Source organism: Alteromonas sp. G5_S2_22_S1 (assembly GCF_054968525.1).
Genome location: NZ_JBQKUJ010000020.1, coordinates 50,895 through 63,514, shown reverse-complemented (window position 1 = coordinate 63,514; position 12,620 = coordinate 50,895). Strand labels below are relative to the sequence as shown.

The window sequence follows — 12,620 nt, the reverse complement described above, 5'->3', positions numbered from 1 at the left end:
CATGAAAACGAAAGTATCTCAACAGGGTTTTTCACTTATAGAACTCATGATCGTTGTGGCTATTGTCGGTATTATCGCCGCGATAGCCTACCCCTCATACCAAGGAGTTATCGCAGATGGGTATCGCGGTACTGGGCAGGCAGACTTATTGGGCTTTGCTTCGGCAATGGAGCGCCACCACAATGGCTCATTTAGCTATGAAGGAGCAGCAAGTGGGGGAGCAAACACAGGGGCGCCCGCTATTTTTGCATCCTACTCTCCGTCTTCCGAACCACAAGCGAATAAGCGTTATACACTGTCTATTGTTGCAGCTAGTGCTACTGCCTATGAACTTAAAGCCACGCCGGTGTCGGGTTCGGCCCAAGCCACAGACGGCGCGCTGTTTTATTTCAGCGATGGGAGAAAAGGCTGGGATAAGAACAACAATGGTAGCCTAGAATCCAGCGAATATTGCTGGTCTTGTTAACGTTCTCAGAGTCGACCTTCGTAGCACCCCTTTTTCTCTAGGGTCCATTTGGTCGGGGGGTAGGTATACCAAATATCGCAATGTCGCCCCAATGCTGCTCTACATTATCTTGTGTGTAGGCTAGTCGCGCCGCGTTCGTCGCCAGGGTTTGATTCGTTCGTTTATCAAGGGTAGCCTGCCAAAGCCCTAACGCGTCGATTTTGCTGGACAGTAAATAAGTGCTGGTACTCATGAAAATAACCAGCGCAACTAGTACCTCTACTAGCGTCCCGCCTCTGTGAGCAAAATACCGTGTCCTTACCCTATTTAAATCGTACTGGCAGTGGGGGGACCCTATCAGGCCTTCCGTTACGTGTCGCTTTTTAATCAATGTCATACCAAGTTCCTGGAATGGGAATAATTTTTGCCAAAGCGGTGTGTGCCTGCAGCGTTTTTAGCAGGGCAGGTGAGGGAGCTACAATGCCATTAATATTGCTGTAAATAGGGGCGTTAGAGACATAAGCACCAGTAACAGTTGCTGAAGCGCTCACGTTTAGCGTATAGCTAGAAGATGTTGTTGAAAGCATGACAATAAGCCCATAAAAGTGCGTATTCGCGCTAAGGCTCACATCACCATTTACAACGAACAGTAACGTGGGCTGTGAATTTGAGCTATGAGACAGAGCGCTGCTATCTAAAACGCAGTTGCCATCGATCCAGTATATACTTGCAGGCACTATATTGTGGCACTGGGTGGCTGTTATGCTACTGGGAAAAAAGTCAGCGCTCAGCGCTGTCACGTCACGATTGAATAACCATTGGGTTAACTCACTGTCCCACGAAAATTGTTGGGCTGGCGTTGGAATTCTTAAAAGAGCAGGGTAGCGAAGAAACTTTGCCTTGTACTTAATGTTTTCTGTATCGTGAGATACGCTTATTTCATAGTGAGTAAGGGGCTGGTGCTGCGCACCCTCTAGTTCGTCAACCTGTATTGTCGTCAAGAAGTTAGTGTTGTTTATTGTATTTAACACACTGGACACGCTTTGTGTACGTAGCGCACTTGCTATACCTCTAATATGCTGTTTAAGCATGACTTGTGAGTTTTCAGTGTGCTGTCTTACTTTTTCTATCGCGTAGTATTGCTGGACCTTTTGAGACGTGCTTAAGGTAGCGAAAGTAATTGCGCTAAGCAGTATGGCCACAATGGTGAGTACGGCCATACCTTGTTGCAAGTGAGTGCGGCTTGAGCTAACAGCTAAGAACCCTGTGCCTTTTCTAACCGTCATTGGCTACCTCAATTACAAATTTTTCTTCACTCTCCACGACTGGGTTAATGGCGCTCTTTAACGCTATAACAATCTCATAGGCTGCTCCCCAACTGCTTTGGTGTAGTAAGTTCGCACTAAACTGCGTAACTTTAACCGTTTGAGGGTCGGTCAAATCAAACCATCCGCCTTGCAGGCATGTTTTTCCGCCCACTCGGTATTCTATTGCCTTATCGTGAAGGCGGTAGCCAAAAAACTCTCCTTGGGACGCAGAGATTAAGCCATCACCATTTTTGTCGTAAGAAAAGGTTATACAGCTATTAGGTGGCTCGCCCACACGCTGACTAATTGCAACGTTCGACAAGCCATTATTATTGTTTTGAAGTGAAATGAACGGTGTAAGTACATTGGTATGTTGGATGAAGCCCGCCCGGCTTAAATGTCGTGAGATAGTACTTTGCACGGCACGCATGTCTTCTTCTATGCTGGTGGCGTGTTGTAGCGAAGCTAAGTCAATGTGAGACTGAGCCGCATACGTGCTAACAGCGGCGATCAGCAAGCCTGATAAAGCACACGCCACCATAAGTTCGGTAATGCTGAAGCCACTCGCACTGTTCGAGCTTTGTCGTTGTTTTAACATGACGCAACACCAACAACGCTTTGCACGCTGCATAGTTTCACTCGCCCCAGCGCGTTAATTGTCACTTTTCCGTTAAAGTGCTGACTAGCTAGCGTGAAGGTGGTGTTGCTACCAAAGTTCAGCGTACCATGCTGATTGAAAGCAACAGTTTTGTCTGTACCGTTTAAGGTAGCAAGTTGAGTGCTCCATTGCGTAGGAGGCTCCCAATAAGCAGCGTCATTGACTGCGCAACTTTGGTGTGTCGAGCAGGTACAGTTTTCGTCATCACTTATCATTACGCAGTGCGTATTTTCCACTTTTGCAATGAGGTAAAAAGGCTTTTTATGAGTGAGCGCGTAAATGCGTGCATGTCTTGCTAAGTTCGCAAAATGGGTAGCAAAATGCTTGAAAGCATGGCGCTCTTGCCATCGCTGAAAAGAGGGGGCGGCTATCATAGACAATATGCTTAAAAGTAAAACCGCAATGAGTACCTCCAACAGAGTAAACCCCATAACCATGTTAAGTGTGTGAGTCTGTTTTACTTTCCCATTCGATAGGTGAAAAGCCATGCGTAAGTCCAGTTAAAGCGTTGGGAGTAAGTTGATAGGCTCAATGTATCGAATAACTGATTAAGAGAAAGCTGTACCATGGAAGGGAATTACAAAAAGGGTGGCAAGCGGTATCTTATAATAGGTTTCACGCTTGTGGAGGCGCTGATAACAATGGCGATAGTGGGGATTTTGAGTGTTGCCGCTACATCGGCCGTTAATTCAAGTTGGCAGTTAAGCCAAACGAATAAAGTTAAGGCCTACTTACTCTCTATACAGGCAATACAATCGAGAAGTTGGCTTGAAACCGGTCTTTATCTTCCGTTAAGTGCGCTACCACAAGCTGACGTTCAAAACGTCAGTTTTAGTCAAATTAATCACCAAGGTAGCGGATATGAGGTTGTTGCCACTTTTTTGTTTAAGGATGCAAACGATAGCTGTCGAACAATAAAAATTAGTGAAACGGCGCTGTCACCTAAAAGCTGTTGGTAAATGATGAGACTTTACTTTTATGCACAGCCTAGTCGATAAAATAGTAACTGTTAAGGCGACGAAAAAAGCCACGAAAAAAAGGTGTAAATAGAATAAATACAAACGGGTTAGCTGCAGGCTAAATTATCACCAGCAAGGTCTTCTTTTATATCATCTCCGTTGCTATCTACAGCCACTGAAATTCTTCCATAAAGGGAAAGTAAAAGAGCAGATGCATAATCCGCATTGTTATCGCTAGGACATAGGGTAATCGTCGCCGCTCTATTTATCCCCCCTTGTTCGTCAAATACTAAGCTCCCCGTGATGCCGTAAACCGCATTTGCAGTATTAAGTGGGTCACTTGCGATAATAAGCGCCTCGCTATTATCTCGGCTGCCATTTCCGTTAGCGTCAACAAATACCATTTTGGCATTTTTCCAATTATTGGTGCAGGCCGTGTAATTAGTTGTTGGACAAAGGGTCACGCTGGTTTGTTCGTCTACTGCGTTGAACCTAGCACGCTGAGCAACGGCACTTAAGTTGTTCAAGTCAGCAGTGATTCTATTTTTGATGATTATATTCTGAATGCCCGGCGCAACCGTGGTAAGAATAATGGCAAGTACTGCTACCGCGACCAGCATTTCTAGCAGGGTAAGTCCTGCTTGGGTTAATGCTGGGTGAGGTCTTTTTATTTGCCTTTGTGTTGTCATAATTTGAACGCTAATTTTCAATGGTTTACTCGTAAATACAGTACGTAATACGTTTTATAAGCTATGGGTCGACCTTTTTTATTAACTGCGATAGTACGCGCGCAATTTAGCTCTGTGTTAACACTCACCTAAGAGAACGAGAGCTAGGCTAACGCTTTCTATCTTCAATGTAATGATACAGCGGCATAAATGTGCGCTACTCCTCGTTATTTTAGGGTAAACTAAAACGCAACGGCAAAGGTATGTTTTACCGTGTTATCGCATATTTGACCATACGCCTTATGGTTAATGGCCTTCCACGGAGAGTACCGATGTTTCAACATAAAAAAACGATAAGCTGACCTGACTGTGGCTGATGAAGGTCAAGGTATTCCTAATTGATACGAGGATACCACTAACATCTGTAGTGATATTGTCGTAGAATCGAGTTCCAGGACGCCTCAAAAATACGTGGATATTATAATGCAAAAACAAGCAGTTATTGATGAAATGAAAGTGCTGCCTGAAATTGACGTGGAATATGAAGTTGCACGTCGAGTCTCGTTTATCAAAAAGCAGTTGCTTACTTCAGGCTTAAATTCTCTGGTACTTGGTATCAGTGGGGGTATTGATTCATGTACGCTGGGCCGTTTAGCCCAATTGGCAGTAGATGAATTGAATGAAGAGCATCACGAAACCTATCAGTTCATTGCGGTTCGTTTGCCTTACGATACACAAGCTGACGAAGAAGATGCGCAAAAGTCTATCGACTTTATTCAGCCCACCCATTCCATTGCAGTAAACGTAAAGCCAGGTGCTGATGCTATTCATGCGTCCACATCACAGGCTTTATCAGATGCTAATCTTCTTCCTGAAAGTGAAGCAAAGCAAGACTTTGTAAAAGGCAATGTTAAGGCGCGCACTCGTATGGTTATTCAGTACGAAATTGCAGGCATGGTAGACGGTTTGGTGCTAGGCACTGATCATTCTGCTGAAAATATTACAGGCTTTTACACCAAATACGGAGATGGTGCGTGTGACTTGGCACCTCTGTTTGGGTTGAGTAAGCGCCAAGTGCGTGCAGTCGCTGCCCATTTAGGTGCACCCCACAACGTTATTACAAAAGCGCCTACAGCCGATTTGGAAAGCCTTTCTCCGCAAAAAGCCGATGAGCAAGCGCTAGGGATGTCTTACGATCAAATCGATGATTTCTTAGAAGGCAAACACGTTTCTGCAGAAGTGGAAGAGAAATTGCTCTATATTTATGAGCGCACACAACATAAACGTGTGCCAATTCCAACAATTTACGATGAGTTGTAGTCATGAAAAAAATTGAAGCTATCATTAAACCGTTCAAAATGGACGATGTTAGGGAAGCGCTAGCTGAAGTAGGTATCGCAGGGATGACTGTGTCAGAAGTGAAAGGTTTTGGTCGTCAGAAAGGCCATACTGAGCTTTATCGCGGTGCCGAGTACCAAGTTGACTTCCTTCCAAAGATTAAAATTGAATTAGTACTGGATGACGATCGCGTTGAACAAGCGGTTGAAGCCATTCAGTCATCGGCTAAAACAGGCAAAATTGGCGATGGGAAAATTTTCGTTTACAGTGTAGAGAGTGCGGTACGCATTCGAACTGGCGAGCAGAACGAAGACGCTATCTAAAACACTAACCGGTTAGCATTTTCCATTAAAAAAGGGAGCAGAACGCTCCCTTTTTAGTTTTGAAAAATCACCTTATTCGATTTTGGTGAAAAGGCGCAATTAGTGGTCGTGACCGCAGCCACCTTCACCGTGAACATGGCCATGCTCTAGTTCTTCTTTCGTAGCTTCACGCACATCAACAACGGTTACATCAAATGTAAGCGGAATACCTGCTAGTGGGTGATTACCATCAACAACCACTTCTTCGTCTGTGGTTTCAATGATAATGACAGATTGCTCGCCCTGAGGTGTGGTTGCACGAAAAGACATACCAACTTCCACATCCATACCTTCAAACATAGAGCGAGGTACTGTTTGAACTAGCTCATCAACACGTTCACCGTAGGCCTTTTCTGGGTCAACAGAAACGTTGAAGCTATCTTCTTTTGTTTTACCGATTAGCGCGTCTTCAAGCCCTTCAATTAAGAAACGGCGACCTAATAACACAACTAGCGGAGATTTCCCTTCTGAAGAGTCTAGCGTTGTGCCGTCTTCGGTAGATACGGTGTAGTGTAGCGTTACAACGCTGTCAGAAGTAATTGTCATAACAAATCCTATATCGGCCCTATTCCAAAACTATCATTGAAAATAGGGCAATGAATGAAATGCAGTAAAAATACTGCTTAGCGACGTTTTTTCACAATATTGCTAGCTTGTTGCTCAATACTGTACGGCAAGGCGTTAGGGTAACAGGTAATAGCGTCATTTTCAGCCAGTCTGTGTAAATCTTCAGGCGTTGTATCATTGCTGAGCACGGCAATGAACCACGTTTCGTTGTCCAATATAGCCACATCGATTATTTTACCTGCAACCCGCCAATTCTCGCCTAACTGCTTTTCAAGGGCATCGCCAGGGGTGACGTCAACTTTACCTTCTAATTTGAAGCTGAACGCGGCGCGCTTGTTTTTGCCAAGAAAGCGAGTACGGGCAACAACTTCTTGGCCCATATAGCAGCCTTTGTCAAAGTCGATGCCGTTAAGCGCTTGCACATTAATCATTTGTGGAATGTATTCACCTACTGCTTCTTTTTGAAGCATGGCGTGGACACTTTTAATCTGAATGGCGTTAAATACAACGGCGGGATAGCAAGGAATTGATTGGGTGTTCACTTCTTCAACCAGTTGCTGCGCGCCTTTGTTTAGAAGCAATACAAAACCCTCTTGGGCAGTGTTCGCTGTAAACAGTAGACCGCTTTCACTCTCTATCTTTTGAAGCGCGTGGTTATCACCGTGTTGGGTATCTAGCAGCGCTTCTAAGTCTGTCACATCAAACATTTTTGAAAGGACAGACGTTACACCGCTATTCTTCGCCGCTTTTAGCGACAGGAAATAAGCACTGTAGTTTGGCGTATCATCTAAAATATCTACTTTGGAGAAAACCCCATATTTATTAAGTTGTGCTAATGAGTGATTGCCCGCATCATTATTAGCCACCAGTAGCAATTTGCTTAAATGGCGTGTGACATAACCCGTAGACCAGGTTTTACCTTTGTTATCACAGTGTGCGAAGTGCCGCGCCGACTTATCATCAAGCTTATTGATATTCACCGTGATTTGGCCGTGCAAATAGCTGTCGGCTTGTTCGCCTTCCAATGAAATCACCATGGTATCTGAAAGATCAACTATGAATTCGTCGGGAAGCTCGTGTAATGATGCAATAGAGGTCATGTTCACCACTTATTCGTTTAACTGTATTTAGTCAAGGTATGGCAAAACCATCATTATTCAAGGGTAAAGTGCACGATTATACGTAGATTAAGTTCTATTTAGTTTCTTTATCAGACCAAAAGAGCAGTGATCCCGCTATACAGGGCATGGTATTATTGATATCGAATAAAAAACGGTAAGAAAGACATATGTTTGAACCAAAAAGATTAGCCCGCTTAAAATGGGCATGCCGCAGAGGTATGCTGGAATTAGATGTACTATTACTGCCTTTCGTTGAAGAAGCGTTTGACTCTCTTAGCTACGAAGAACAAGAAACATTTGAACGGCTACTGACCAGTGACGACCCCGATCTCTTTGCTTGGATAATGGGGCATCAAAAGTGTGAAGACCCTGAGTTCGCTGCGATGGTAGCAACCATTGTGAACCGTGTTAAAGCATAGAATTAAAATCAGCGGTTATAAGTTAAGGCCCTTAATGGGGGAGGCGTGTGTGGCGGTGTGCTTTTACGCTGCCATGTTGAGTCTCCCCCAATATCTTTGGACGTGGATAAACTTCCCGGTCACGTTAATCTTTGTATCTATAGCAATAGTATCGTGGTTTTCTTGGCGTCTTTATGATGTGCTTAGCCGCAATGTCTTACCTGTTCAATACGCACTTTCGCTTTCAAGCGATGGCGTTATTCGAGTGGTTGGCGATGATAACGCGGCAAATAATCGCAGTTGTTTCTATACGCAGAACCACTTGCTAAGTCATACTTTGCGTGAGGCAAAAGAAGCGGGTACCGCTATGAAAATTCACCATGCTTCGCAGCTCTTTGCGTGGGGATTGTGCATTAACGTACTGCGCCACAAACGGAAATGGTTTGAAAGAGACCATAACCACTTAGCTTGGGTTTTAAAAGGTGAGTGCTGTGAGGCAGACTATCGACGCCTTGCACGAGCCATAATTTTGGCTAGAAAAGCAACGCATTCAAGGAATTAAATAGATGTTTCGTGAGTACACTAAAGCGTTATTCAAACGTGTTGATGCTCGGCAGTTAATGCAATTCAAACCGCCTACGCTGCCGCAGCGCATCTATACGAAAACATTAACGATAGATAACGCCCATTATGGCACGTTTTGCCAAGAAGTTGACTGGCCGCAGAGTCAGCATCCTCATCCACTTTATTTGCAAATGTTATCATTACCTTTGCAGATGCAGTGCTTGCTTGATAAGCAAAGCCCTTTTCCACTGCTCGGTCTCATTCATGCTGCCAACAAGGTGACGGTGGTGGAGCACTGTAATCTAAGTGAGCCCTTTGAGTGTCGAGTGCGCTTTTACGATGTTAGGCCGCACAGTCGCGGGTGGGAAGTGGACGTCATGCTAGAAGCGCTTCAATCGGGCCAACTTGTCTATCGTGCTATAAGTAGTTATTTGGTGAAAGTAAAAGCGGTTCACGTAGCGCCGCTTGCTGTAAAAAGCGACATGCATGATGATTGCGATATGCACGACAGAGTGTTGATTGGTGAAATTTGTGCACATGCCAACACTGGTCGTCGCTATGCCAAACTATCAGGTGACTATAATCCCATTCACTTATCTACTATTTCGGCAAAAGCGTTCGGTTTTAAACAGGCAATTGCCCATGGCATGTGGACATTGTCGCAGGCGGTTTCCGCATTTGTTAGCCACCAAGACAATGCCGAGGCGTTAACGGTGAGCGAGGTAAGCTGTCGCTTTAAGAAGCCCGTTTTCTTGCCAAATGAATTACATATTCAGCAGCACTGCAAAACAGAAGCCAGTGTGTTCCTTGATGTTACAGACGGTAATGACAACGTAGTGCATTTATCTGCCAGCCTCGCATTTACTACCAAGGAGTAGGTCATCTACTCCTGTTGGCGTTTACCGAAAGCGTATTAAATGCAATATCACCAAGGCGCATTCCTTGGTTGTGCTAGTCAGCATCACAAAAGCTGTCGTGGGTAATTAACGAACCCACATCGGCACCTGAAAGCTGCTTTCTCGGAATGAGAATAGTAGGCGTTGGATTGTTTATCTGCTCAGGGTGGTCAAGGTTAAAGTGCAGCCCGCGGCTTTCTTTTCTTGCCATAGCGCAACGAACGATGAGCTCGGCAACCGTTACTAAGTTACGTAATTCGAGCAAATTATTGCTCACTCTAAAGTGTGCATAATATTCGGCAATTTCTTGTTCGAGCAGCTTTATACGGCGCATCGCCCGTTCAAGCCGTTTGTCGGTACGAACAATACCCACATAGTCCCACATAAAAAGACGCAATTCGTGCCAGTTATGCTGAATGATAACTTCTTCGTCAGAGTTAGATACCTGGCTTTCGTCCCAAGGCGCAATCGACTCTTCACAGTCTGCGCTAGGTAATTTTTTTATAATGTCTTCAGCGGCAGCGCTAGCAAATACTACACATTCAAGCAATGAGTTCGACGCCATCCTGTTTGCGCCGTGCAAACCTGTATAAGCCACTTCACCAATCGCGTATACATTGTTTAAATCAGTCTTAGCGTTAAAATCAGTAATAACACCACCGCAGCTATAGTGAGCTGCAGGCACAACGGGGATGGGTTCCCGCGTAATATCAATACCTAAGGAGCGGCATTTGCGATAGATATTCGGAAAGTGCTTCACGATAAAGTCGGCAGGTTTGTGACTGATGTCTAAGTACATGCAATCGGCGCCTAGTCGCTTCATTTCATAGTCAATCGCTCGGGCGACTACGTCACGCGGTGCCAAATCACCTCGCTCGTCGAACTTGTGCATAAAGCGTGTGCCGTCTGCATGACACAAATTTGCGCCTTCGCCGCGCAGCGCTTCGGTAATAAGAAAGTTTCGCGCTTGCGGGTGGTATAAGCAAGTAGGGTGGAACTGATTGAATTCCATATTCGCTACGCGACAACCCGCACGCCACGCCATCGCGATACCATCACCGCTGGAAACGTCAGGATTTGACGTATATTGGTATACTTTGCTCCCGCCACCCGTCGCCAATGCAACAAATGGCGCACGAATTACTTCTACATGCTCTTGTTGTCTATTCCATACATAGGCGCCCACAATGCTATTCTTCTCTTCTTTAGAGGGAATAAGGTCAATGGCATTGTAGCGCTCGAACACATGAATATTGGGATGGGTAGAGACGGCATCATTAAGGGTGATTTGAAGTGCTTCACCTGTTGCATCGGCTGCATGAAGGATACGTCTGTGGCTATGTCCCCCTTCACGGGTAAGGTGGAAGCGCTCTTCGCCAGACTCACTTTTTTCTGTATCAAATGGCACGCCGTAGCCAATTAGCCATTCAAGCGAAGACTTCGCCCGCTCGGCAGTAAAACGTACAGCTGGCTCTTCACAAAGGCCTGCACCTGCGGCTAATGTGTCGGTAACGTGGGCGTCTATTGAGTCTTGCTCGTCAAATACCGCCGCAATGCCACCTTGCGCATAACGGGTAGAGCCCTCGTTGCGGTCACTTTTACTAAGTACAATTACCTGACAATGGTCGGCAAGCTTTAATGCTAAGCTTAATCCTGCCGCGCCACTCCCAATAATCAATACGTCACAACGGTGTTCTATTGCATTTGATGTGGAAGTTAGTGAAGACGATACAGATTTCATGTATTTTTATATCAATTCAAACGAGCAAAGGTTCGGCAAGTCTAAAGGATGAGAGGCAAAACACAAACATTCTTAAGCACACAGTTGAGCATTTTTTAAAATATTTAATGGTTTTACCGAACTTTTGTAAAAAGAACGCGTCTATACACATGCTTGTTAGAGCTATTGTGTAGTTGAAGTAGGGAGTAATGGCTCGAATGAGCGAGCAGATAACCGACCAACAACTGGTCGAAAAAGTACAGCGGGGCGATAAAAATGCGTTCAACTTGTTGGTAACACGTTACCAACACAAAGTTATGCATCTCGTTTCTCGCTATGTGAAAAACACCGGTGACGTTGCTGATGTAACGCAAGAAGCGTTTATTAAAGCATACCGTGCCTTACCTAATTTTCGTGGTGACAGTGCATTTTATACTTGGCTATATCGCATTGCGGTAAATAGCGCCAAGAACTATCTTGTATCTCAAGGTCGCAAGCCACCGGCCAGTGATGTCGATGCCGACGAAGCTGATTTTTACGAAGGCAGTGATGCGTTAAAAGAGCAGTCTACGCCAGAAAGAAGCTTGTTATCTGAAGAAATTGAAGAAACCCTTTTTAAAGTGGTAGAGAAATTGCCCGATGATTTGCGCATGGCGATAACATTGCGCGAAATTGAAGGGTTGAGTTATGAAGAAATCGCAAACGTAATGTCGTGTCCTGTTGGCACTGTGAGATCACGTATTTTTAGGGCTCGCGAAGCGATAGATAAAGTTATTCAGCCGCTGTTAGAGAATTAAAAAGAAATAAAATCAAAAAAAGGTGAACTTTCTTTTTTCTACGATGACTAACAGCTGTGTTAGGGTAGTTAACGATCACATTGATCTGGAAATGAATATATGACGCAACAGCAAGAAAAATTGTCCGCATTCATGGATGGTGAGATAGAAGGCAATGATATCATCGATGCAATTAAGCAAGATGAAGCGCTTCAGGCCAAATGGCAACGTTACCATGTGTATCGCGGTGCAATGCGAAAAGAAGCAAGTGTTGCTCCTCAGCTGGATATTACAGCAAGCGTAGCAGCCGCACTTGAAAACGAGCCAGCCATTGTTGCGCCGAAGCGTTCGCGTTGGCAATCAATCCCAGTGATTGGTAGTGTTGTTCCTTTTGCGAAACAATCTGGCCAACTTGCAGTCGCTGCCTCGGTAGCCGTAGCGGTAATCTTCGGTGTTCAGTACACCAATCAGGATGCCCCTACAGAACCATTTATGACTGCGCCAACTATTGCGCCTCAAGGTGGTTTAGCGCCTGTTAGTTTAGAGCAAACTCGTACGTTGCCGCGTAACGACATGAATGAAGTGCTTGAGAAAAAGCGTAAAATAAATGCGCTTATTGCTGACCATGAACAGCAAATAAAGCTCAAGCAAGCGCAAGAAGACGAAAGTGAAGGTGATACTAGCGGACCGCAACGTCCTTAATCCATCATCACTAAGGTGAGTTAATGCACCTAGGGTGTGACGCATCAGGCACTTAGCGCGCTTTAAAAATGATGTAGCGTGCTGTAAGAGTGAACAGAAGCGCACAGTCGTTTTTGGGTTTGTGACATAGATGCGATTT

General features: G+C 44.9%; 17 protein-coding genes. 9 read left to right on the top strand and 8 right to left on the bottom strand.

From position 1 onward, the window contains the following. Window position 1: 1 nt before the first annotated feature. Entirely contained in the window at window positions 2-466 is a 465-nt protein-coding gene (locus tag ACTRWF_RS17355; RefSeq protein WP_012517503.1) for a type IV pilin protein, read from the top strand. A gap of 37 nt (window positions 467-503) precedes the next feature. Here the strand turns inward: ACTRWF_RS17355 and ACTRWF_RS17350 are convergent, their stop codons facing one another. Genes ACTRWF_RS17350 through ACTRWF_RS17335 form a run of 4 tightly spaced genes read right to left on the bottom strand, consistent with a single transcriptional unit; the run spans window position 504 to window position 2,898 of the window. After that, complete coding sequence (locus tag ACTRWF_RS17350) at window positions 504-842, bottom strand: type IV pilus modification PilV family protein (RefSeq protein WP_024016598.1); 339 nt, start codon at window positions 840-842, stop codon at window positions 504-506. Next, window positions 829-1,731, bottom strand: coding sequence for a hypothetical protein (locus ACTRWF_RS17345; RefSeq protein ID WP_462835936.1), 903 nt, complete (start codon window positions 1,729-1,731; stop codon window positions 829-831). Before ACTRWF_RS17345 ends, ACTRWF_RS17350 begins: the two co-directional genes overlap by 14 nt. After that, on the bottom strand, window positions 1,721-2,350 hold the full coding sequence (locus ACTRWF_RS17340) for a prepilin-type N-terminal cleavage/methylation domain-containing protein (RefSeq protein WP_462835935.1): 630 nt from the start codon (window positions 2,348-2,350) through the stop codon (window positions 1,721-1,723). The genes ACTRWF_RS17345 and ACTRWF_RS17340 overlap by 11 nt, the downstream gene beginning before the upstream one ends. Next, a complete protein-coding gene (locus ACTRWF_RS17335; protein ID WP_278383063.1) occupies window positions 2,344-2,898 on the bottom strand; it encodes a prepilin-type N-terminal cleavage/methylation domain-containing protein in 555 nt (184 codons plus the stop codon). The genes ACTRWF_RS17340 and ACTRWF_RS17335 overlap by 7 nt, the downstream gene beginning before the upstream one ends. Window positions 2,899-2,976: 78 nt before the next feature. Between ACTRWF_RS17335 and ACTRWF_RS17330 the strand changes: the two genes are divergently transcribed. Continuing rightward, window positions 2,977-3,369, top strand: a complete 393-nt coding sequence (locus ACTRWF_RS17330) for a type IV pilin protein (RefSeq protein ID WP_278383064.1) — start codon at window positions 2,977-2,979, stop codon at window positions 3,367-3,369. Between the two features lie 107 nt (window positions 3,370-3,476). Here ACTRWF_RS17330 and ACTRWF_RS17325 read toward each other — a convergent pair whose 3' ends face one another. After that, window positions 3,477-4,058: a GspH/FimT family pseudopilin gene (locus ACTRWF_RS17325; protein ID WP_462835934.1), complete on the bottom strand. Its 582-nt coding sequence runs from the start codon at window positions 4,056-4,058 to the stop codon at window positions 3,477-3,479. Window positions 4,059-4,520: 462 nt separating this feature from the next. On the opposite strand from ACTRWF_RS17325, the gene nadE reads away from it, so the two are divergent. Both nadE and ACTRWF_RS17315 read left to right on the top strand, forming a co-directional pair. Further along, complete coding sequence (gene nadE / locus ACTRWF_RS17320) at window positions 4,521-5,357, top strand: ammonia-dependent NAD(+) synthetase (RefSeq protein WP_012517510.1); 837 nt, start codon at window positions 4,521-4,523, stop codon at window positions 5,355-5,357. A 2-nt stretch (window positions 5,358-5,359) separates the two neighbouring features. Beyond that, window positions 5,360-5,698, top strand: a complete 339-nt coding sequence (locus ACTRWF_RS17315; protein ID WP_012517511.1) for a P-II family nitrogen regulator — start codon at window positions 5,360-5,362, stop codon at window positions 5,696-5,698. Between the two features lie 99 nt (window positions 5,699-5,797). Here the strand turns inward: ACTRWF_RS17315 and ACTRWF_RS17310 are convergent, their stop codons facing one another. After that, window positions 5,798-6,283: an FKBP-type peptidyl-prolyl cis-trans isomerase gene (locus ACTRWF_RS17310; protein ID WP_012517512.1), complete on the bottom strand. Its 486-nt coding sequence runs from the start codon at window positions 6,281-6,283 to the stop codon at window positions 5,798-5,800. A 77-nt stretch (window positions 6,284-6,360) separates the two neighbouring features. Further along, on the bottom strand, window positions 6,361-7,404 hold the full coding sequence (gene ygfZ / locus ACTRWF_RS17305; RefSeq protein ID WP_462835933.1) for a CAF17-like 4Fe-4S cluster assembly/insertion protein YgfZ: 1,044 nt from the start codon (window positions 7,402-7,404) through the stop codon (window positions 6,361-6,363). Window positions 7,405-7,592: 188 nt separating this feature from the next. Here ygfZ and ACTRWF_RS17300 point away from each other — a divergent pair, with 188 nt between their 5' ends. From ACTRWF_RS17300 to ACTRWF_RS17290, 3 genes are read left to right on the top strand one after another with little or no spacing between them, the layout of a single operon-like run. Continuing rightward, window positions 7,593-7,844 (top strand): FAD assembly factor SdhE, encoded by a 252-nt coding sequence (locus tag ACTRWF_RS17300; RefSeq protein ID WP_012517515.1) that lies wholly within the window; start codon window positions 7,593-7,595, stop codon window positions 7,842-7,844. 49 nt (window positions 7,845-7,893) lie between these two features. After that, on the top strand, window positions 7,894-8,385 hold the full coding sequence (locus tag ACTRWF_RS17295; protein WP_462835932.1) for a hypothetical protein: 492 nt from the start codon (window positions 7,894-7,896) through the stop codon (window positions 8,383-8,385). 4 nt (window positions 8,386-8,389) lie between these two features. Next, window positions 8,390-9,265: a MaoC family dehydratase gene (locus ACTRWF_RS17290; protein WP_287150776.1), complete on the top strand. Its 876-nt coding sequence runs from the start codon at window positions 8,390-8,392 to the stop codon at window positions 9,263-9,265. Window positions 9,266-9,338: 73 nt separating this feature from the next. On the opposite strand, the gene nadB is transcribed toward ACTRWF_RS17290, so the two are convergent. After that, window positions 9,339-11,024, bottom strand: a complete 1,686-nt coding sequence (gene nadB / locus ACTRWF_RS17285) for an L-aspartate oxidase (protein ID WP_020743931.1) — start codon at window positions 11,022-11,024, stop codon at window positions 9,339-9,341. 197 nt (window positions 11,025-11,221) lie between these two features. Here nadB and rpoE point away from each other — a divergent pair, with 197 nt between their 5' ends. Both rpoE and ACTRWF_RS17275 read left to right on the top strand, forming a co-directional pair. Further along, a complete protein-coding gene (gene rpoE, locus ACTRWF_RS17280) occupies window positions 11,222-11,800 on the top strand; it encodes an RNA polymerase sigma factor RpoE (protein WP_012518957.1) in 579 nt (192 codons plus the stop codon). A gap of 99 nt (window positions 11,801-11,899) precedes the next feature. Continuing rightward, entirely contained in the window at window positions 11,900-12,481 is a 582-nt protein-coding gene (locus ACTRWF_RS17275) for a sigma-E factor negative regulatory protein (protein ID WP_024016588.1), read from the top strand. Window positions 12,482-12,620 lie beyond the last annotated feature (139 nt).

Bases quoted from the DNA above. Each gene is read 5' to 3' on its own strand.
- ACTRWF_RS17330 (WP_278383064.1), top strand. From the start codon at position 2,977: ATGGAAGGGAATTACAAAAAGGGTGGCAAGCGGTATCTTATAATAGGT.
- ACTRWF_RS17350 (WP_024016598.1), bottom strand. From the start codon at position 842: ATGACATTGATTAAAAAGCGACACGTAACGGAAGGCCTGATAGGGTCC.
- ACTRWF_RS17335 (WP_278383063.1), bottom strand. From the start codon at position 2,898: ATGGCTTTTCACCTATCGAATGGGAAAGTAAAACAGACTCACACACTT.
- rpoE (WP_012518957.1), top strand. From the start codon at position 11,222: ATGAGCGAGCAGATAACCGACCAACAACTGGTCGAAAAAGTACAGCGG.
- ACTRWF_RS17300 (WP_012517515.1), top strand. From the start codon at position 7,593: ATGTTTGAACCAAAAAGATTAGCCCGCTTAAAATGGGCATGCCGCAGA.
- ACTRWF_RS17345 (WP_462835936.1), bottom strand. From the start codon at position 1,731: ATGACGGTTAGAAAAGGCACAGGGTTCTTAGCTGTTAGCTCAAGCCGC.
- ygfZ (WP_462835933.1), bottom strand. From the start codon at position 7,404: ATGACCTCTATTGCATCATTACACGAGCTTCCCGACGAATTCATAGTT.
- ACTRWF_RS17315 (WP_012517511.1), top strand. From the start codon at position 5,360: ATGAAAAAAATTGAAGCTATCATTAAACCGTTCAAAATGGACGATGTT.
- ACTRWF_RS17340 (WP_462835935.1), bottom strand. From the start codon at position 2,350: ATGTTAAAACAACGACAAAGCTCGAACAGTGCGAGTGGCTTCAGCATT.
- nadE (WP_012517510.1), top strand. From the start codon at position 4,521: ATGCAAAAACAAGCAGTTATTGATGAAATGAAAGTGCTGCCTGAAATT.
- ACTRWF_RS17275 (WP_024016588.1), top strand. From the start codon at position 11,900: ATGACGCAACAGCAAGAAAAATTGTCCGCATTCATGGATGGTGAGATA.
- ACTRWF_RS17310 (WP_012517512.1), bottom strand. From the start codon at position 6,283: ATGACAATTACTTCTGACAGCGTTGTAACGCTACACTACACCGTATCT.
- ACTRWF_RS17290 (WP_287150776.1), top strand. From the start codon at position 8,390: ATGTTTCGTGAGTACACTAAAGCGTTATTCAAACGTGTTGATGCTCGG.
- ACTRWF_RS17325 (WP_462835934.1), bottom strand. From the start codon at position 4,058: ATGACAACACAAAGGCAAATAAAAAGACCTCACCCAGCATTAACCCAA.
- ACTRWF_RS17355 (WP_012517503.1), top strand. From the start codon at position 2: ATGAAAACGAAAGTATCTCAACAGGGTTTTTCACTTATAGAACTCATG.
- nadB (WP_020743931.1), bottom strand. From the start codon at position 11,024: ATGAAATCTGTATCGTCTTCACTAACTTCCACATCAAATGCAATAGAA.